Raw genomic sequence first — 16790 nt, 5'->3', positions numbered from 1 at the left:
GCTTATCGCTTTGTGCGACGTCGCCCGAGAATGACATGACAGGCGAACAGCAGCGGCAGGCTTAACCCGGCCAGCCAGTGTGCGACAGAGGTGATGCTGCGCCACTGCTCGTCGCCGAGGTAGTAGAGTAGGTAGCCGCTGATCACCAGCCACGACAGCAGGCCGACTGACAAGCCGCCCGACAGGCGCTGGCGCCGCGTACGCCAGCCGGCCACGATATGTACGCCCCACACCAGGCCGAAACTCCACAGCGCCGCAAAGGCCATCGCCGCATGCAGGCGCAGCCACCACGGCTCCAGCGGATGCGGCGTATCGCCGAACTCGCCTTTCTGCATCAGCGCATAGTGAAACAGCAGCCATAGCGCGCCGCTGGCCCATAACGTCCAGCCGATGCCGTACACCAGATAGCGGCGCTTGCGCGAAAGGCGCAGTGGCGTGCGATGTCCGACGACGGTGGGATGGTGCGGATGCGGACTCATGGCGTGGTGCCCAGGGTGGTCCAGCGGCCTTCGTCGTCCTGCCAGTAGGCGGTGGCGTCGTAGTGCAGCAGTAGATCGGTGCTGGCGGGGCCAAGCGCCAGTACCAGCTTGGTCAGCGCATCGGCGTGGATGCAGCGTTCGGCTACGACGGTGGCGCACTGTCGGCGACCGGCCGCGGTGCGTGCCTGGCCGTGTACGTGCGGGGTGGCGGCGTGATCGGGCAGGGCACGGCTGTGGCTGGTCGCCACCGCGGCTTCGCCCAGTTCAAGCACAGGGTGATGTGAAGCCGTTGCCTCGCCGGTATCGATGGCGATGTGGTGCGGGCCGCCGCCAAGCGTGCGCAGATCGCCGCCCGCGTTGACGCAGCCGCTATCGATCCCGTGCACGCGCAGGGCTTCGACGGCACGGTCGACGGCATAGCCCTTGGCGATGCCGCCAAGGTCGATCCATAGCGGACGCTCCAGCCGCACGCCATGTTCTTCGTCGAGGTGGATGTCGCGCCAGCAGGCGTCGGGGACGGGCTGGTTCACATGCACCGGCCGGGGCAGCAATCCCCACGCCACGAGCTGGGTGGCAATGCTGACGTCGAACACGCCGTCGCTGAGCGCGGCAAGCTTCAACGCCTCGCGCAGGACCTCGGCGGTTTGCTCGGTGAGCTGCACGCGCACACCACAGCGTGTGCGGTGCAGCCGCGCCAGGTCGCTGTCGGCTTCGTGGAAACTCATCGCGCCGTGCACGCCAGCCACCGCGGCGAATGCGGCGTCGATGGCGCGATGCGCGGCCAGCTCGTCCGCGTGTTCGACCCGGATGCTTACCGTGGTGCCCAGCAAGGGGCGCGCGCGTTCAACCGTGCGGCGTGGCGAGGACGAGTGCATACGTGGTGAGCAGGCGCTTGACGCCGTCGGTGATGTGACGGCTCGACAGCGTGGCGCCGGAAATATTCTTGATGTCGCTGCCGAGTTTGAGTGGCGCGTCGTGTGTCTTGCCCACGAACTGTGCGCGCCAAGCCTCGTTACGTACCTGGTCGCCGAAGGTCTCGCGATACTCGAGAATCTCCACGCTCTTTACCGCGCCCTGCGCATCGATAGCCACGGCGAAGGGAATGAACTCGTGTTTGCCCACCACCTGGTCGGCGATGAACCAGCCGCCGGTGGAGACGCGCCAGCCTTTCAGGTTCGGCGAGAGCACGTTGACGTCGCAGGCCTTCTCGATGGCCTTCATCTGCTCCGGCGTGAGCGTGACGAAATCCGGGGTCAGCGTGGCGCCTGGAAACATCAGCGCCTGTGCCTGCTCGACGCTAAGGTAGACGGTGGCATGCACCGGCGCGCTGGCGACCAGCGCGTAAGCGGGAATCAGCAGAAAGCGTGAACGCATAGTGCCTCCTCAGAAGTACCAGCCGGCCTTGATGCGCAGCCGGTACTTTTCGAAATCGTTGTCATAGACGCGACGGCCCACAATGGCGCCGGGTACCGAATCGGAATGCACGCTGGCCCAGGGCAGCTGCTCAAGGAACGTGGCCGTGACGAAGAAGCGCTTGCCGCCGTAATGGATGGCTGGGCCGAAGAAATAGCCGCTGTTGGATTCGCGCTTGAAGTTGTAGCTGTTGTATTCGTGCTCGTTGATGAACTCGACGCCGGCGGACCAGTTCTCGCGGAAGCGATACGACGCCGCGAAGCTGACATTCACATCGGTCTCTTCCTGCCAGGTCTTGTGGCCGGGCTGGTCGTCAGTTTCCTGGTAGCGCCACTCGGGCGCGTAGGTGAAGTTGGTGGCAAGGGTCAGGCGATCGTCCAGATAGTTCTTCTGCAGGATCAGCTTGGTTTCCACTTCGCGGAATGCCGGGCCGATGGTGGGTTCCACATAGACCGCTACGCCGAGCGGATCGGTGTAAGGACTCCACAGGCGATAGATGGCCTCGCCGGAGATGCCCACCAAACGCTTGGCGTTGTAGTGCTGGTCCGGACCGGGCTGGTCATACGACAGCGGCTCCGGCGGCGTGGTCTGTCCGAACGGGCCGTTGTGATAGGCAGAGGCCCACACATAGTTGGCGTACATCGCCACTTGCAGGCGATCAGTGAGGCCGTATTCCACCTCGGTGCGGCCGTCCAATTGATCGAAGCTGCCGGCCACTTTGCGGTGGCGCCATGTCATCCACTGCTCCACTTCCTTCGCGCCCTGGGGCAGCAGGTCAGTGGTGTAGGTGTAGCCGAACTGGCTTTCCTCGGCGGCCACTTGGCTGACAAGACCGGCGCCAAGTAAGGCGATGGATAGCAAGGCGTACAACCCGGTGCGGAACCGGGTGGTGGTGGACGACATAGAGAACCCCAGAAAGCCAGGCGAAGAATCAGAACGCGATTATGTTCGAGAATCATTCGCATCAGCAACGCGCAAGATTTTGCGCTTGCGATGGCCTATGCGTGAACGACTTCGTCATCCGCGGCGCTGTGGTGGGTCTAGATGCTGGCTTCCAGTGCTTACATCGCGGCCTGTTCCACGTCGCCGATCCATTAGTGATCCTCCGGTGCCTGCGGGATCACCACGAAGCCGGGAAATTCGCGCCATGTTCTTTCAGGCATAGCGGCAGACCCTGGCTCATCTGTTTCTGGTTATCGCCGCCGCTTTCGCTGCAGCTATGCAGGAGCAGCATCACCGGTCATGTGCGTTTGGACGTCCATCCATACGGCACAAAACCTGATGGCGATAGCGGTGCCCCTTGACGATCACTTTGTGTTCGACAAAGCGCGGCGCGTCATGCGGGGGTTCCGGCATCGGGGCGGATGAGGTCGAGCACGGAGGTTTCCTGCTGTTGCATCTCGCGTTGCAGGTGATCGACGAACAGGCGGATGCGTGTTGGCAGGAAATCACGGCTGGGATAGATGGCGTAGATATGGGCTTCCTGGAACGCGGTGTCGGTCAACACTGGCTCCAGTCGTCCGGCGCGCACGTCGTCGGCGATATCCCAGATCGATTTGAAGGCAAGGCCATGGCCGGCTACAGCGAGTTCGCGCATGAGGTCGCCGCTGTCGGTGGTGATATTGGCTTCCAGGCGCAGCGGTCTCGGACCTTCTGGTGTCTGCAGCATCCACGGCAGGATGCCGCGGCCCGGGCGATGCAGCATCAGGCAATGGTGCTGTTGCAAATCGTCGGTGCTGGTGGGGCGGCCATGTTTTGCGAGGTAGGAGGGTGCGGCGCAGATCACGCGATAGTTGAGCGCGAGCCGGCGCGAGATCAGGCGCGAATCGGCCATGGCCCCACTGCGGATGGCGACGTCCACCCCATGTTCGAACAGGTCGAGCATGGCGTCGGAGGTGCTGATGCGCATGCGCAGTTCGGGATGTTGCGAGGCGAAGTCCGCTGCCATCGGGCCGATGTATTGCCGGCCCAGATCGAGAGAGGCGGAGATATGCAGCACGCCGCGCACTTCCATCTGGCCCCGGCCCACCATCGCATTGGCTTCATCGATATCAGCCAGGATGCTGAGGCAGCGTTCGTAATAGACGCTGCCTTCGCTGGTCAGCACCAGGCGGCGCGAACTGCGCTGGAGCAGGCGCACGCCCAAGGTCTGTTCGAGGCGGCTGAGGCGTTTGCTGGCGACGGCGGGTGAAAGCCCGAGCTCGCGACCGGCCGCGGAAAGGCTGCCGTCGCTGACGGCGCGCACGAACAATCGCATGTCTTCGAGATCGATCATCTTCAACTTTGTGGAAAAGATGCTTGCGTAGTTTGGTGAATTCTCATTCGTTTGGGCAAGTTGCACAGTGCCCACTCCCTAGGTCGATGAGTGTTCCCCCATGTTGACGCCATGCATCCCTACGCCACGCCGAGAGGCGACGGCGCCATGAGCCGCGATCACTCCAAAGCGGCCTTGTTCGCCCTGTCGGTGGCGGCGTTCGCCATTGGCACGACCGAATTCGTGATTATGGGTTTGCTGCCGGAGGTGGCGGCCGATCTGCGGGTGAGCATTCCTTCGGCGGGTTTGCTGGTGTCCGGCTATGCGTTGGGTGTGGCCGCCGGTGCCCCGTTGCTGGCGGCATTGACCGCGCGGATGGAGCGACGCAATGCGCTGCTGGCCCTGCTTGGTCTGTTCATCCTGGGCAATGCGCTGTGTGCGGTCGCGCCCAATTACACCGTGCTTATGGTGGCGCGTGTCGTCGCCGCGTTCTGTCACGGCTCGTTCTTTGGCATTGGTGCGGTGGTGGCCTCGCATGTGGTGCCGCGAGGGCAGGCGGCGCGGGCGATTGCGCTGATGTTCGCCGGGCTCACTTTGGCTAATGTGCTCGGCGTGCCGTTCGGCACCTTTCTTGGGCAGTGGGCTGGCTGGCGCTCGACCTTCGCGGCGGTGACCGGACTCGGCGTGCTTGCTGCCATCGGCGTCTGGCGGCTGGTGCCGGCCCTGCCCGAACTGCATGCGCCGGATATGCGCAAGGAGATGGCCGTGTTGCGACAGCCGCAGGTATTGCTGGCGCTGGCGATGACAGTGCTGGGTTTTGGTGGCGTGTTCACGGTGTTCACCTATATCGCGCCGATCCTGCAGACGCAGTCGCACGTGAGCGTGGGTGCGACGGGCTGGGTGCTGGTGTTGTTCGGTGTGGGCACGACCTTGGGCAATCTGTTCGGTGGACGTCTGGCGGATTGGCGATTGATGCCATCGCTGGTGACGATCCTGGCGGTGCTGTCGCTAGTGATGCTGGCTTTCACCTGGACTATGCACAACCGCGTGATGGCGATCGTCACCGTGTTTGTATGGGGTGTGGCCGCGTTCGCCACCGTGCCGCCGCTGCAGATGCGTGTGGTGCAGCAGGCGGTGGATGGTCCGCATCTGGCATCCACGTTGAACATTGCCGCGTTCAATCTGGGTAATGCTATTGGTGCATTCATCGGCGGCGTGGTGATCGATGCGGGTCTTGGCCTGCCGGTGCTGGGCATCGCTGGCGCGGTAGTGACGGTGCTCGGCCTGCTGGCGACACTGTGGAGCATGGCGATCGAACGACGCCCGCCCGCGGCCGCCTCCTGTCCGGCCAGTGCCTGAGCCCTTTATTGCCGTCACTTTTTGATGATTGCCGGCGGTGCAGCATCGTTCTGTTCGCGCCGGGACTTCAACGCTATGGAGAACACGATGAAAGCTGTTGCCTATCGCCGCTCGCTGCCGATCACCGATGCGGAAAGCCTGGTCGATGTCACCTTGCCGGAACCGGTGGTGCAAGGGCGCGATCTGTTGGTGCGGGTGGAAGCGGTGTCGGTGAATCCAGTCGATACCAAGATTCGCGCGCGGGTCGATCCGCAGGGTGCCGACAAGGTGTTGGGCTGGGATGCTGCCGGTACGGTTGTCGCCATCGGCGCGGATGTGTCGCTGTTCAAGCCTGGCGATCAGGTGTACTACGCCGGCGCGCTCGATCGTTCGGGAAGCAACGCCGAGCTGCAGTTAGTGGACGAGCGCATTGTGGGGCGCAAGCCGTCCACGCTGGATTTCTTTCAGGCTGCGGCGATGCCGCTGACTACCATTACGGCGTGGGAATTGTTGTTCGACCGCTTCGGTATTGCGCGTGGCAATGCAGCGCAGAGCGGCACGGTACTGATTACCGGTGCCGCCGGTGGTGTGGGTTCGATGGCAGTGCAGCTTGCGCGCCGGTTGACGAACCTGACCGTGATCGGCACCGCTTCGCGTCCAGAGACGCAGGCATGGGTGCGGGAGCTCGGTGCGCATCATGTGGTCGATCACCGTGGCGACCTGAAGGCGCAGGTGCTGACGGTATCGCCGCAAGGTGTGGACTACGTGCTCAGCCTCACGCACACCGAGCAGCATTACCCGACACTGGTGGAGTTGCTGAAGCCACAGGGCAAGCTGGGGCTGATCGACGATCCGGCAACGCCGCTGGATATCACTCTGCTCAAGCGCCGCAGTCTTTCGCTGCATTGGGAGTTCATGTTCACCCGCTCGCTGTTCCAGACCGAGGACATGAAAGCGCAGCATCGCCTTTTGAACGAGGTGGCCGATCTGGTAGATGCCGGTGTGCTGCGTTCAACCTTGCGCGAACACCTGGGGCCGATCGATGCGGCTCACCTGCGCCGTGCGCATGCGCAGATCGAGGGCGCGGGCACTATTGGCAAGCTGGTGCTCGGCGGATTTGCCTGACCCTGGTAGGAGCGCACCCTGTGCGCGAAAGCCCTGCGTCAGCAGGGCCGCTGTTTAAAAAAAGCGCGGCCCTCGCGGGCCGTTTCGCGCACAGGGTGCGCTCCTACATCTCACCCGGTCATTCGGCGAGCAATCGTTCGGCGAGGTTGCGCGCTTGCTGACGGATCTCCGGCATCGCAGTGGATTCCCACAACGTACCGCGCAGCAGGCTGCCCATGGCGTACAGGTGAGGCCAGGTATCGCCGTTGTGCTGCAGGCGGCCTTCCGGCGTGGCGTTGCAACCCAGGCCCAGCGGATCAGGGCTGATGTGGCCGTTGGTGACCAGCTGTCGTATCAATGCGTGCTGGGTGCGGCGTACGTCGGTGTTGAGGCCGATGGTCTGGATCACCAGGTCGGTGTCCATCGGTTCGGGCCGGCTGCTGCCCGTGGGAGTGATGCTCAGATGCAGATGATCGCCTTCGACATCGACCTGATGCAGGCGGGCACGGCGGCATTGCAGGCGACCGGCGTCTTCGAGCGCCTGTATGGCGCTCATGATCTGTGGTGCCATGCGATGACGCGCGCGTTCCCACGCCCAACGCGCGTGCCGCAGGAAGCGCGCACGCTCTTCCTGCGGCAGGCTTTGCCATAAGCCGGGTGTATGCGGGCGCATGCTGTCGATCACGACGCGCCAGTCGTTGCTCTGCGCAATGGCTTCGCGCAGCAGGCGCATCCAGGTGCGGATGTCCGGTGCGGCGCTCATGGTTTCGATCAGGTCAGCGCTGTCATCGCGAGGCGCGGTGGCGGAGGCGAGATGCGCCTCCGGCAGATGCCCATGACGGGAGATGGCGGTGAACGTGGCGTTGGGCCACTGCGCGGCCAGTTCCAGCAACACGTCCACGGCGGTGAGGCCAAGACCGACCAGCACCACCTTGCGCGGCGCTGGATCGGGCTGCACGGTGGGCAGGAATGACCATGGATCGGTGATGTAGCGTCTGCTGCTCAAGGCGTTTTCGCTGACACCGCTTAGCGGTTGCGGCGGCAACGCGCCAAGCGCCATGACGGCGGCATCGACGCGGGTGGATTCCTCGCCCTGGATCACGGTGACGCCGTCGTTCTCCGGCACCAGCGCGTCCACCGCGAACGGCATGACACGCACGTCATGGCCGAGCGACGTGGCGCGCTCCAGTGCGCGCGCGATTTCGGTTTCGAGATAGTCGCCGTAGAGGCGACGTGGCAGGAAATCGGTGCCGGCGATGCTGCCGTCGCCGCGCTGGGCGAAATCGAGGAAGCCGCGCGGCTTGCTGGCGAACATGCTCATGGACGCCGCGCGCACATTCAGCAGATGCCGTTCCGAGCGGGTGCCATAGGCGATACCGCGGCCTGGCGTGCCGCTGCCCGTATACCAATCCAGATGCAGCGGCTGCGGCGGCTGGCGTTCCAGCAGCTCGCTCAGCAGCGTCGCCGCTGCCGCGCCGCCGCCGATAATGGCGACCCGTCGATACATGCCACTCCTTTGTATTGCTTGATCCGGGATGCGGCGATCAGGCGCTCAGCCGGCCGGCAATCGCAGCGCGTTGCGGCCGTGCGAGCCACTCATCGGCCTGACCGACCTGCTCGTACGCGAAGTACTTTGCCAGATCGCCGCCATAGACGTGAAGCGTAAGCGCGGTGTCGTGCCGTGAAAGGTTTCGGCACCGGTGCGCGTAGGCCGTGTCCGCATCGAACCAGGTGGCATCGCCAGGGCCGAGCCAATCCTGGCCTTGCAATTGCAGGGTGCCGGTGGCGGCATCGCGCGACCAGGCCTGCACCTCGAGTGCGCCGTGCAGTGCGAGTTCCAATCCCCATAGGCCATCATGATCGTGTACGGGGGTGGCGTGATTGGCGGGCCACGCCATTACCAGCATGCTCAGACCCGGCTTGCTGCGTTCGGCCAGCAGCCAGCGCTCGAAACCGCGCTGGCGTGCGCGCAGATGCGCCAGTCCTTCGTTCAATGCTTGTGCATCCCGATGAACCACGCTACCCAGTTCGCGCGCCATGGCGGCGAGATCGGGATGCTGGCCGACGCCGAGGTCGAAGGCGATTTCACGCAGCGCCTTGAGGGTGTGCATGGGTTGACTCATGCGATGGACTCGGTTGGAACCGGCGCGCAGTGGAGCATGCGGATCGTTAAAGACCTGTAACCCGGACCTTGAATTCGTCTCAGTGCCTGCCATGACTTCCGCACCATGCAAGTCATGCAGGTGGCGCGCAGAATTCGGGTCGTGAAGTTCAGGTTCGCTGCTCGTGTCCTTCGCCTATGAAGTGACGAAATGAGGAGAGCACCATGATTGCGATGAGCGTGATAGTGATGTTGGTGTTGTCGCTGTGGCTGGTCGCCGCGCTGATCGGCGCGGTGTTCAAACTGACCTTTGCGATAGTGGGCGGTGTACTCGGCGTGCTCGGCTGGCTGTTCGGCCTGGTCATCGGCGGCATAGCTTTGGTCGTGGTGGCGCCACTGGTGGTGCTGGCCATGCTGCCGTTGTTCCTTCCCGTGCTGCTGCTGGCGGCATTGATATGGCTGGTGGTGCGCGCCGCGCGCGGCCCGGCGCCGACGCAGCCCAGCTCGGCGCACTGACGCAGGTTTGCCGTGGAAGGACCCGGCGTGCATGGATCGCCGCCGGGTCCCTCTCCACTTCAGTGCCGCGGACTAGAGTTCGCGCAACTCGAAACTTACCGGCACTCTCGCCCAGGCTTGCACAGCGCGGCCTTGCACCGTGGCGGGCTGGAAGCGCCAGTTCGCCAGGACCTGCTCGCGCGCACTGCGATCCAGCACGGGCTCGCCGCTGCTCTGCTCCACGCTTACCTCGACCGGTTTGCCGTCCTCGTTGACCAGTACGCGTAAGAGCACAGTGCCGTGCATGTGTTTGCGGATGGCGATAGAGGGAAAGGTGAGTGGTGAGGAGCGGTAGGCCAGTGTGGCTTCGATCGGTGCGGCATCGGCCGTCGGTGTGGCTGTGGTGGGCGGCTCGATGGACGGCGTCGCGGTGACTGGCGGGGCTGCCAAGCTTCCGTCATCGGTGGGTACGGCGACCGGTGGTACCGAGCGGGGCGTGACATGTGTGTGCGGTGTCGGCGGGGTCTTTACGGCGGGCGCCATTTCGACTGGTGGTGGGTCGGGTTTGACTTCGGGAGCAGTCAGCCAGGTGAGCTGCATGCTTTCGGGATGACGCAGGCTTTCCACGAACTGTGGCGCCATGGGCCGCAGCGCGGCCAGCAACACGGCGAGATTGACGGCGATGGCCGCGCTGAGTGCGGCGATGCGCACGCGGTCGGGATGCGGACGATGAGCAACAGCCAGGCTTGCGGACGGCATAAGCGACCTCCTGACAATATCGATGTTGGGCGCGCCCTAAACACGCTGCGTGGGGACGCAGGGGGATCGTGTGGAACGCGGGTTCAGCCTATGCCTGTCGAAAGCGCTTGCGCAAGTGGGGTATTTGGATGGCTAAATAGGGAGTCCACAGCGGTTCGCCAGAAAAGCCGCCTGACGATCCCGGCAGGGCGACCTTAGTGGGCAACCAGCATCGGCAGATCGCCGTGCATGAAAAGGTGGCGCGTCGTTCCACCAAGCACCATCTGGGCAAGGCGGGAGCGGCTCCAGGCGCCCATCACCAGCAGGTCCGCGCGATGGGCGCGTGCGGCGTCGAGGATCAGGGCGCCGGCAGCGTGGGTCGGGCCGGCGTCGAGTGCCTGGATACGTGCCTTGATGCCGTGACGCTGCAGCCAGTCGGCCAGGCCGGGTGGAGGCAACACCGCAATGGTATCGGCGTACATCTCGCTGCCGTCTACTAATAGGATGTCGTCCGCCCGTTGCAGTACCGGCGCGGCGGCGGCAAGGGCGAGAGCGGATTCGCGGCTGCCGTTCCAGGCCACCAGCACGCGGGCGCCCAGGGTGTCGTCGATGCGCGCGGTATCGGGCACGACCAGCACCGGGCGGTCGCTGCCGAACACGCAGCGCGACACGGTGCCGAAGCCGACCGGTGCATCGCTGCGCTGCTGGCTGCGTTCCATCACCAGGTAGTCGTAGCCGGCGGCGGCCTGGCACACCGTCTGCACGGTATCGCCCTGGGCGACGCGCCAACTGCCGATCAGCGAGTGGGAGGCGAGCAGGCTTTGCCATTCGCTGCCGTGTTCCTCGGCCTCTGCGCAGCGGCGCCGGGTTTCCTCCAGCTGCACTGGTACCGCTTCGGGCAGGCTGAAAGCGGCGGCCGGCAGATCGGCGACGTAGAGTCCGTCGAGTCGCGCCCCGAGCCTGGCTGCCAGAGCGATGGCGGCACGCGTGCCGGGCGTGCGCAGATCGGTCTCCTGGAGGTAGAGCAGCAGGTCGGTGCTGGACATTGGTCGCTCCTGTTCGCCAAATGCGCTTCCAGCTTAACCCGTGGTCGCGGAGATGACTTGATGCAGGACAAAAAAAGCCCCGCTCAGGGTGGCGGGGCGTAATAGGCCGGGCATCGGGGGAGAGAGAGGGGGAGATGCCCGGACTATTGACTTTGCGCTGCGCCGGCTTTCGCCCGCGTTGAATACATGTGAACAGGCTGTTCACAGCCGGGCAACCCAGCAACTTGAGCGGTGGCCGGCCAGGCGTTGCCGCGAGTTCATGCACGCTTGTCACAATCGCGCGATCCGGCGGTCGCCGGCATGCGACGGTGGAGGCAGAGCGACTATGTGGAAGTGGCTGGGGGGCATCGCGCTGGCGGTGGCATGGATGGTGATGCCGGCGCCGGCAAAGGCCGCCGATATTTCCTGCAAGATGAATTTCCAGCTGTCCGGCTGGTCGGTGTTCTATCAGACCGCCACGGGCAGCGGCACGATCCACTGCGATAACGGGCAGGGCATGCGGGTGAGGATCCGCGTCAAGGGCGGTGGGCTCACTTTTGGCAAGAGCAAGATTACTGACGGCGTCGGCAAGTTCACCGGCGTCAGCAGCATCGGCGAGATCAAGGGCCACTACGCCAATGCGCAAGTGCATGCGGGTGCCGAGAAGTCGGCCTCGGCACAGGTGTTGACCAAGGGCAATGTGTCGCTGGCGTTGAGCGGTACCGGCGAAGGCTGGAACCTGGGCATCGCCTTCGGTGCTTTCATCATCGAATAGCGCTGGCCGCCCATGCGCGGGAGTATGCAAGCGCAGGCGGCACAGGTAAGGTGACGGGGACGCCCATTGGCGTCCCCGTTTCTTTGAGGAATACCCATGTCCGCCACCCATGGCGCGGCCGCGCCGCGTTACGCCTTCGGCGACGAACTCGCGAGCAGCGTTATTCACGGCATCGGCATCCTGCTGAGCATTGCCGGCCTGGCGACGCTGGTGGCTTACGCCGCGATGGTGGGTGACGCGCGCGCGGTGGTGTCGAGCGCCGTGTTCGGTACCACGCTGATCCTGCTCTATACCGCGTCCACGCTTTATCACTCGATTCCGGGTGAACTCGCCAAGCGTGTGTTGCGCACGCTGGACCATATTGCGATTTTCTTGCTGATCGCGGGCACCTACACGCCGTTTACGCTGGTCGCGTTGCCGGGCGCCTGGGGCTGGAGCCTGTTCGGCACGATCTGGGTGCTGGCCATTGCGGGTAGTGCGCTGGAGCTGGGTGTGCTCAAGCGCTATCGCAAATTCGCCGTGCTGTTGTACGTGGCGATGGGCTGGGTGGGCATGGTCGCGTTCAAGCCACTCAGCGCGCATCTGGAAACCGGCGGCATGGTGCTGTTGATTGCCGGCGGTGTGGCTTACACCTTGGGCGTGCCGTTCTATCTGGCGCGCCGTATGCCGTATCACCATGCGATCTGGCATTTCTTCGTGCTGGCTGGCAGCGTGCTGCACTATCTGGCCGTGCTGCTTTATGTGATTCCCGACCCGGTGGCGTGAACACGGTACTCGATACCCTTCGACACGACCTGGAGGATGCGGCTACGCATCTCGGCCTGGCGCACGACTTGCGTTTCCATCCCATGTTCGGCGGATTGATGGCCTATATGGCCGGGCGTCCCTGCGCCTGGCTCACACCGCAGGGGTTGGCGCTGAAACTGGCAACGGACGATCAGGCGGACCTGCTGGCGGTGGAAGGGACTTCGCGTCTCGAAGCCAAGCCAGGCGCGGCACCCAGTCGCCAATACATCATGCTGCCGCTTTCGCTGACCCGCGACACGCCGATTTTTGCCGAGTGGTTGGCGCGGAGTGTGGAGGCGCTGCGCGTAAAGCCGGCGCCCAAGCGGCGCCGCTGATGTTCGCGACAAGGGCGGCACGCGCCGCCCTTGTCCATAAGCGAATTACTTCTTCGCGTATTGCGGAATGAACTGTGTGTGCACTGCTTCCGCCAGCTGCTCCGGTGGCAACAGGCCCTGGCCGATCACGAAATCGTTGAAGGCTTTGCGGTCGAAGCGCGAGCCGAGGGCGAGTTCAGTTTCCAGGCGTAGCTGCTGCAGGCGCATGTAGCCGTAGAAGTAGGCGGTGGCCTGACCGGGGCTGTTGAAGGTGTAGCGATCCAGTTCCTGGCGCGCCATCGCTTCAGACAGGCCGACTTCGTGGGTGAGCACGTCGTGCGCACGTTCGCGGGTGATCATGCCGAGATTGAGCATGGGGTCGAGATAGGCGCGCGCCGCACGCATCATGCGCGCCTGCAGCGCACCGAACTGGCCCGCCGGCGGTTCGTACGGCAGCGTCTCGGCTTCCGCATACAGTGCCCAGCCTTCCACGTTGACGCTGTTGAACGCGAACAGGCTGCGCGCCAGGGACACGCCACGCTCCACCATCGCCGCGAACTGCAGCTCGTGACCGGGGCGGCCTTCATGCGCGGTGAGCGTCCATGCGGCAGCCTTGAAGGTGAAGTCGTCGTAGGCATCCGAACTGCCGGCCTTGGCCGAAGGGTTACCCATGGTCAGCACGAAGGTGCCTTGCTCGCCCTTGTTATTGATGAAAGGCGGCGGGTCCATGTGCGGTGCCGGCACGGCGGCGGCTTCGGCATCGGACGCCAAGCGCATCGCCATCTTGCGTTGCGGCAGGGTCACGATGCGCTCGCGGCGGATGATGTCCTCGATCTTCGCGATCACCTCGCTGTACCAGGGCATCACCTGATCTTTGCCGAGCTGCTGTTTCTTCAGCGCCTTCATCACCTCCCGGTAATCGGTGGCGTTGATGCCTTCGGCCTTGGCCACCACGGGCGCCATCATCTGCATGGCGGAACGCAGCTCGACGAATTCCAGCTCGGCCTGCTTGATCAACTCCTGTGGCGGAATGTTGATGCCCACTTGTTTGAGGTTGTATGCATAGAGCGGCTCGGGCAGGCGGAAGTCAGCGCGTGTGCGCGGCAGTACCGTGCTGCGCACCCAGGCGTCGTAGTCCTTCATCTGACTGTCCAGCGCAGCCAGTGCGGCCTTGCCGTCGGCATTATCCAGTTTGTACTTGGCGAACAGCTGGTGGATGCCATCCACATAGCGCTGCGTATTCGACAGCTTCTGCTCGATCTCGCCCTTGTACGGACCGAGTAGCGATTTGTTGCCGAGACGCTCGGTGGTCTGGGCCTTGGCCTGTTCCGTGATCGGCGTGCAGCCGGGCGCCTTGCCCACGTAGCACTGCAGTCGGTTGAGGGCCAGTGCGCGGCGCTTGGGGTCTACATCGTCTTTCAGCAGGGCGAATTCGCCGCCAAAGATCAGCTGGCCGACGTCCTGTACCGGCAGCATGTACTTGCGGTTCAGATCGATACCTTCGATCTGCTCGTCCACCGTCTTGATCATGATCTGCAGATCCTGCCGCACGTTGGCGTCTTTCTCTGTGGCCAACAGCTTCTGCAGTTTCACCTTGGTCTCGGCGAGTGCGGCGCGCGAGCGTTCGTCGATGCCGGGCTTGAGGTCCGCGACCTTGTCGTCGTAGCCCGGGAAGCCGACCTGCGAGGCGAATTCCGGCGTGAAGTGCGCCATCACATCGAGCAGCACCTTGGCGTTGGCATTGCTGCGTTCGATCCATTCTGGTGTTTTGGATTGCGCGTGTACGGTGCCGGTCGCGGCCAGTGCGGTTGCGATGACAAGGGCTAGACGTTTGGACATGGTGTGGGATCCCTGAATGGTCGACGCAGCGTAAAAGGCTGCGGTGGCTACGTACCTGTGCCGAAGGTCGGGTCCGGCTTCCTGCTTTGGGCCTATCGACTTTCAGCCCAGCAGCATGACAAAGCCGAACAGGCCGATCATGATGAAAGAAATCACCAGCTTGACCAGGGTGCCGAACAACAGCCCCAGCCAGGTGCCGACACCGACGTGGGCCGAGCGCAGCACGCTGTTGCCCGCCATCAGCTCGCCCGCCAGCGCGCCAAGGAACGGGCCAAGGACGAGTCCAAGCAAACCGAAGAACATACCGACGATGGTGCCCACGGTCGCTCCCCATAAGGCGAGCTGACTTGCGCCCACGCGCTTGGCACCCATGGCGCCAGCGACGAAATCGACAATCACCCCGAGCGTGCCCAGCGCGCCGATGACCACCAGCCACCACAAGCCGAGGCGTTCGTAATTGTCCAGCGCTGCCACCAGCCAGATACCGCCGAAGATCATGGGTATGCCCGGCAGCGCCGGCAGGATGGTGCCAGCGACACCTGCGACGATCAGTACGGCGGCCAGGCAATAGAGGGCGATATCCATGTCGTTCCTGGTCAGTGGAAGGCGTCGCGATACTCGGGTTTCAGCCAGCGAGCGAACACGGCGGTCGGCACGTCCACATTCTGCGGGCCAGCGGTGTCGGCGGCGACCTGGCGTGAAGGGAAGATCAGGCTGAGGCCGCGTGCGCTGCTGTCTTTGTGCACGATGGGTACAAACATGCGGAGCCGGCCCTTGCCGGCCTCCGTGCCGCTGCGCACTGTCGCCGCATCGGAGGCCAGTGGCCGATGGTGTTTGCCGGGTTTCAGCTTGGCCAGCAGTTGCGCACGCGCGCTGCTGGCGAGTGCGGCCTCGGCAGGCGCGAAGTCGGTGAACAGATCGGACAGTGTGATCATCTGCCCGGTCTTCGCGTCATAGGTAAGGCTGTCGATGATGGCGCTTGGACTGGCGCCGCCGGGCTCGATATCGCCAAAAGCGACGACGCTGACGAAGCGCTCCGTGCGGGCCGCCACGCTGAATTCCAGGGATAGCTTCCACGGCGTCGGCAGAGGGGAGGGTGCGGCGTGCTTCACCTTCTCCAGGAAATTCGCGCGCTGGGTTGCGATGTAGCGGTCCAGCGACTGCCGCAGCGCCATCCAGCCGGGTTCGAGTGGGGCGATGGCGAGGTCGATTACATAGGTGTGGCCTGCCAGTTCACCGCTTTCGCGCTTTGGTGCTTCGGCACTGACACGGACCGGTGATGCCGCCATGGCGATGGGGCATAACGCAACGCCGCCGGCCATCAGCAGGGCGAGCAAAGGCGAGCGCAACAGCATGGTGTGTTCTCCCTGGCGATTCGGCCTGTGGCGCAAGCGCGTTGTGGATCGGCCACAATAGATGCTTGGCGACATGGCGGGCGAGTGTACCCCGGTCGCAGCTTGCCGGAAGACCTGTGAATACCAGCGACACCATTCTGCTCAAGGCCGACGAACTGGGGCGCATCGAGATCGCGCAGCGCGACGGCGTTCCCGTGATCCGTCGCGATGTGGCTGCCGCGCGTTGGTGGGCGCGCGCCTTCGCGCGCCGCGCTGCCGCACGCGAGGCGCGAGCGCTGGCCAAGCTGAAGGGCGTGGATGGGGTTCCGCCATTGCTTGGCTGGAACGGTCGCGAACTCTTGCGCGGCTACATCGCGGGTGCCCCGATGCAGCAGGCGCAGCCGCGTGATCGTGCGTATTACCGCGAGGCCTTGCGTCTGCTCGCGGTTCTGCATCGGCGTGGCATTGTGCACAACGATCTGGCCAAGGAGCCGAATTGGCTGGTGCGGGAGGATGGTCGGCCGGCGCTAGTGGATTTCCAGATCGCGTGGACCCGCGGCAAGCGCGGCGCGCTATTCCGTCTGTTGGCGCGGGAAGATCTGCGCCATCTGCTCAAGCACAAACGCACTTATTGCCCTGAGGCGCTGAGTGTCCGCCAGCGCGCCATCCTCTCCACGCCGGCGCCGCACGCGCGCCTGTGGCGGGCCACATTCAAGCGGCTCTACAAGCTGGTAGCGCGCAAGATCTTCGGCTACTGGGATAACGAAGGGCAGGGACGCATCCGCCAATAGGCGT

Annotated in this window: 19 protein-coding genes; 7 read left to right on the top strand and 12 right to left on the bottom strand. The window is 64.2% G+C overall.

From position 1 onward, the window contains the following. Positions 1-2: 2 nt before the first annotated feature. The 5 genes from ISS97_RS14960 to ISS97_RS14940 all read right to left on the bottom strand — a co-directional run bounded on the left by ISS97_RS14960 (position 3) and on the right by ISS97_RS14940 (position 4167). The gene (locus tag ISS97_RS14960; protein WP_379985623.1) at positions 3-479 is read right to left on the bottom strand and encodes a hypothetical protein; all 477 of its coding nucleotides are present in this window, start codon (positions 477-479) and stop codon (positions 3-5) included. After that, entirely contained in the window at positions 476-1354 is an 879-nt protein-coding gene (locus ISS97_RS14955) for an FAD:protein FMN transferase (RefSeq protein ID WP_404580122.1), read from the bottom strand. Before ISS97_RS14955 ends, ISS97_RS14960 begins: the two co-directional genes overlap by 4 nt. Further along, positions 1323-1853: an FMN-binding protein gene (locus tag ISS97_RS14950; protein ID WP_379985625.1), complete on the bottom strand. Its 531-nt coding sequence runs from the start codon at positions 1851-1853 to the stop codon at positions 1323-1325. Before ISS97_RS14950 ends, ISS97_RS14955 begins: the two co-directional genes overlap by 32 nt. Before the next feature lie 9 nt (positions 1854-1862). Beyond that, a complete protein-coding gene (locus tag ISS97_RS14945; RefSeq protein WP_379985626.1) occupies positions 1863-2795 on the bottom strand; it encodes a DUF6662 family protein in 933 nt (310 codons plus the stop codon). A 433-nt stretch (positions 2796-3228) separates the two neighbouring features. Beyond that, the gene (locus ISS97_RS14940; protein ID WP_379985627.1) at positions 3229-4167 is read right to left on the bottom strand and encodes a LysR family transcriptional regulator; all 939 of its coding nucleotides are present in this window, start codon (positions 4165-4167) and stop codon (positions 3229-3231) included. 147 nt (positions 4168-4314) lie between these two features. Here ISS97_RS14940 and ISS97_RS14935 point away from each other — a divergent pair, with 147 nt between their 5' ends. Next, positions 4315-5505 (top strand): MFS transporter, encoded by a 1191-nt coding sequence (locus ISS97_RS14935; RefSeq protein ID WP_379985628.1) that lies wholly within the window; start codon positions 4315-4317, stop codon positions 5503-5505. Between the two features lie 87 nt (positions 5506-5592). Next, positions 5593-6609 (top strand): zinc-binding alcohol dehydrogenase family protein, encoded by a 1017-nt coding sequence (locus tag ISS97_RS14930; protein WP_379985629.1) that lies wholly within the window; start codon positions 5593-5595, stop codon positions 6607-6609. Positions 6610-6727: 118 nt separating this feature from the next. Here the strand turns inward: ISS97_RS14930 and ISS97_RS14925 are convergent, their stop codons facing one another. After that, complete coding sequence (locus tag ISS97_RS14925) at positions 6728-8095, bottom strand: FAD/NAD(P)-binding protein (RefSeq protein ID WP_379985630.1); 1368 nt, start codon at positions 8093-8095, stop codon at positions 6728-6730. Positions 8096-8132: 37 nt separating this feature from the next. Then, positions 8133-8711 carry a cysteine dioxygenase gene (locus ISS97_RS14920; RefSeq protein WP_379985631.1) on the bottom strand — a complete coding sequence of 193 codons (579 nt, stop codon included), beginning with the start codon at positions 8709-8711 and terminating at the stop codon, positions 8133-8135. Positions 8712-8914: 203 nt separating this feature from the next. On the opposite strand from ISS97_RS14920, the gene ISS97_RS14915 reads away from it, so the two are divergent. Continuing rightward, positions 8915-9205, top strand: a complete 291-nt coding sequence (locus ISS97_RS14915; protein WP_379985632.1) for a hypothetical protein — start codon at positions 8915-8917, stop codon at positions 9203-9205. Positions 9206-9277: 72 nt separating this feature from the next. Here ISS97_RS14915 and ISS97_RS14910 read toward each other — a convergent pair whose 3' ends face one another. Both ISS97_RS14910 and ISS97_RS14905 read right to left on the bottom strand, forming a co-directional pair. Further along, positions 9278-9943, bottom strand: coding sequence for an energy transducer TonB (locus tag ISS97_RS14910; RefSeq protein WP_379985633.1), 666 nt, complete (start codon positions 9941-9943; stop codon positions 9278-9280). 194 nt (positions 9944-10137) lie between these two features. Beyond that, positions 10138-10968 (bottom strand): universal stress protein, encoded by an 831-nt coding sequence (locus ISS97_RS14905; RefSeq protein ID WP_379985634.1) that lies wholly within the window; start codon positions 10966-10968, stop codon positions 10138-10140. Between the two features lie 325 nt (positions 10969-11293). On the opposite strand from ISS97_RS14905, the gene ISS97_RS14900 reads away from it, so the two are divergent. The 3 genes from ISS97_RS14900 (at position 11294) to ISS97_RS14890 (ending at position 12843) form a co-directional block, all read left to right on the top strand. Continuing rightward, entirely contained in the window at positions 11294-11722 is a 429-nt protein-coding gene (locus tag ISS97_RS14900; protein ID WP_379985635.1) for a hypothetical protein, read from the top strand. A 96-nt stretch (positions 11723-11818) separates the two neighbouring features. Then, positions 11819-12487 carry a PAQR family membrane homeostasis protein TrhA gene (gene trhA, locus ISS97_RS14895; RefSeq protein WP_379985636.1) on the top strand — a complete coding sequence of 223 codons (669 nt, stop codon included), beginning with the start codon at positions 11819-11821 and terminating at the stop codon, positions 12485-12487. Further along, positions 12484-12843 carry a hypothetical protein gene (locus ISS97_RS14890; protein WP_379985637.1) on the top strand — a complete coding sequence of 120 codons (360 nt, stop codon included), beginning with the start codon at positions 12484-12486 and terminating at the stop codon, positions 12841-12843. The genes trhA and ISS97_RS14890 overlap by 4 nt, the downstream gene beginning before the upstream one ends. 45 nt (positions 12844-12888) lie before the next feature. Here the strand turns inward: ISS97_RS14890 and ISS97_RS14885 are convergent, their stop codons facing one another. The 3 genes from ISS97_RS14885 to ISS97_RS14875 all read right to left on the bottom strand — a co-directional run bounded on the left by ISS97_RS14885 (position 12889) and on the right by ISS97_RS14875 (position 16016). Next, positions 12889-14661 (bottom strand): DUF885 domain-containing protein, encoded by a 1773-nt coding sequence (locus ISS97_RS14885; RefSeq protein ID WP_379985638.1) that lies wholly within the window; start codon positions 14659-14661, stop codon positions 12889-12891. Positions 14662-14763: 102 nt separating this feature from the next. Continuing rightward, positions 14764-15246, bottom strand: a complete 483-nt coding sequence (locus ISS97_RS14880) for a DUF456 domain-containing protein (RefSeq protein ID WP_379985639.1) — start codon at positions 15244-15246, stop codon at positions 14764-14766. 11 nt (positions 15247-15257) lie between these two features. Continuing rightward, positions 15258-16016, bottom strand: a complete 759-nt coding sequence (locus ISS97_RS14875; protein ID WP_379985640.1) for a hypothetical protein — start codon at positions 16014-16016, stop codon at positions 15258-15260. Between the two features lie 116 nt (positions 16017-16132). Here ISS97_RS14875 and ISS97_RS14870 point away from each other — a divergent pair, with 116 nt between their 5' ends. Continuing rightward, positions 16133-16786: a protein kinase family protein gene (locus tag ISS97_RS14870; RefSeq protein ID WP_379985641.1), complete on the top strand. Its 654-nt coding sequence runs from the start codon at positions 16133-16135 to the stop codon at positions 16784-16786. Positions 16787-16790 lie beyond the last annotated feature (4 nt).

It is taken from the genome of Dyella koreensis (assembly GCF_044904565.1).
Lineage (GTDB): Bacteria > Pseudomonadota > Gammaproteobacteria > Xanthomonadales > Rhodanobacteraceae > Dyella_D > Dyella_D koreensis.
Note: the sequence above shows the minus strand (reverse complement) of the source record. Positions and strands in the feature narration are given on the sequence as shown.

What these genes read in the sequence shown, in the direction of transcription:
- ISS97_RS14960 (WP_379985623.1), bottom strand. Translation starts at nt 479, where the DNA reads ATGAGTCCGCATCCGCACCATCCCACCGTCGTCGGACATCGCACGCCA.
- ISS97_RS14955 (WP_404580122.1), bottom strand. Translation starts at nt 1,354, where the DNA reads ATGCACTCGTCCTCGCCACGCCGCACGGTTGAACGCGCGCGCCCCTTG.
- ISS97_RS14950 (WP_379985625.1), bottom strand. Translation starts at nt 1,853, where the DNA reads ATGCGTTCACGCTTTCTGCTGATTCCCGCTTACGCGCTGGTCGCCAGC.
- ISS97_RS14945 (WP_379985626.1), bottom strand. Translation starts at nt 2,795, where the DNA reads ATGTCGTCCACCACCACCCGGTTCCGCACCGGGTTGTACGCCTTGCTA.
- ISS97_RS14940 (WP_379985627.1), bottom strand. Translation starts at nt 4,167, where the DNA reads ATGATCGATCTCGAAGACATGCGATTGTTCGTGCGCGCCGTCAGCGAC.
- ISS97_RS14935 (WP_379985628.1), top strand. Translation starts at nt 4,315, where the DNA reads ATGAGCCGCGATCACTCCAAAGCGGCCTTGTTCGCCCTGTCGGTGGCG.
- ISS97_RS14930 (WP_379985629.1), top strand. Translation starts at nt 5,593, where the DNA reads ATGAAAGCTGTTGCCTATCGCCGCTCGCTGCCGATCACCGATGCGGAA.
- ISS97_RS14925 (WP_379985630.1), bottom strand. Translation starts at nt 8,095, where the DNA reads ATGTATCGACGGGTCGCCATTATCGGCGGCGGCGCGGCAGCGGCGACG.
- ISS97_RS14920 (WP_379985631.1), bottom strand. Translation starts at nt 8,711, where the DNA reads ATGAGTCAACCCATGCACACCCTCAAGGCGCTGCGTGAAATCGCCTTC.
- ISS97_RS14915 (WP_379985632.1), top strand. Translation starts at nt 8,915, where the DNA reads ATGATTGCGATGAGCGTGATAGTGATGTTGGTGTTGTCGCTGTGGCTG.
- ISS97_RS14910 (WP_379985633.1), bottom strand. Translation starts at nt 9,943, where the DNA reads ATGCCGTCCGCAAGCCTGGCTGTTGCTCATCGTCCGCATCCCGACCGC.
- ISS97_RS14905 (WP_379985634.1), bottom strand. Translation starts at nt 10,968, where the DNA reads ATGTCCAGCACCGACCTGCTGCTCTACCTCCAGGAGACCGATCTGCGC.
- ISS97_RS14900 (WP_379985635.1), top strand. Translation starts at nt 11,294, where the DNA reads ATGTGGAAGTGGCTGGGGGGCATCGCGCTGGCGGTGGCATGGATGGTG.
- trhA (WP_379985636.1), top strand. Translation starts at nt 11,819, where the DNA reads ATGTCCGCCACCCATGGCGCGGCCGCGCCGCGTTACGCCTTCGGCGAC.
- ISS97_RS14885 (WP_379985638.1), bottom strand. Translation starts at nt 14,661, where the DNA reads ATGTCCAAACGTCTAGCCCTTGTCATCGCAACCGCACTGGCCGCGACC.
- ISS97_RS14880 (WP_379985639.1), bottom strand. Translation starts at nt 15,246, where the DNA reads ATGGATATCGCCCTCTATTGCCTGGCCGCCGTACTGATCGTCGCAGGT.
- ISS97_RS14875 (WP_379985640.1), bottom strand. Translation starts at nt 16,016, where the DNA reads ATGCTGTTGCGCTCGCCTTTGCTCGCCCTGCTGATGGCCGGCGGCGTT.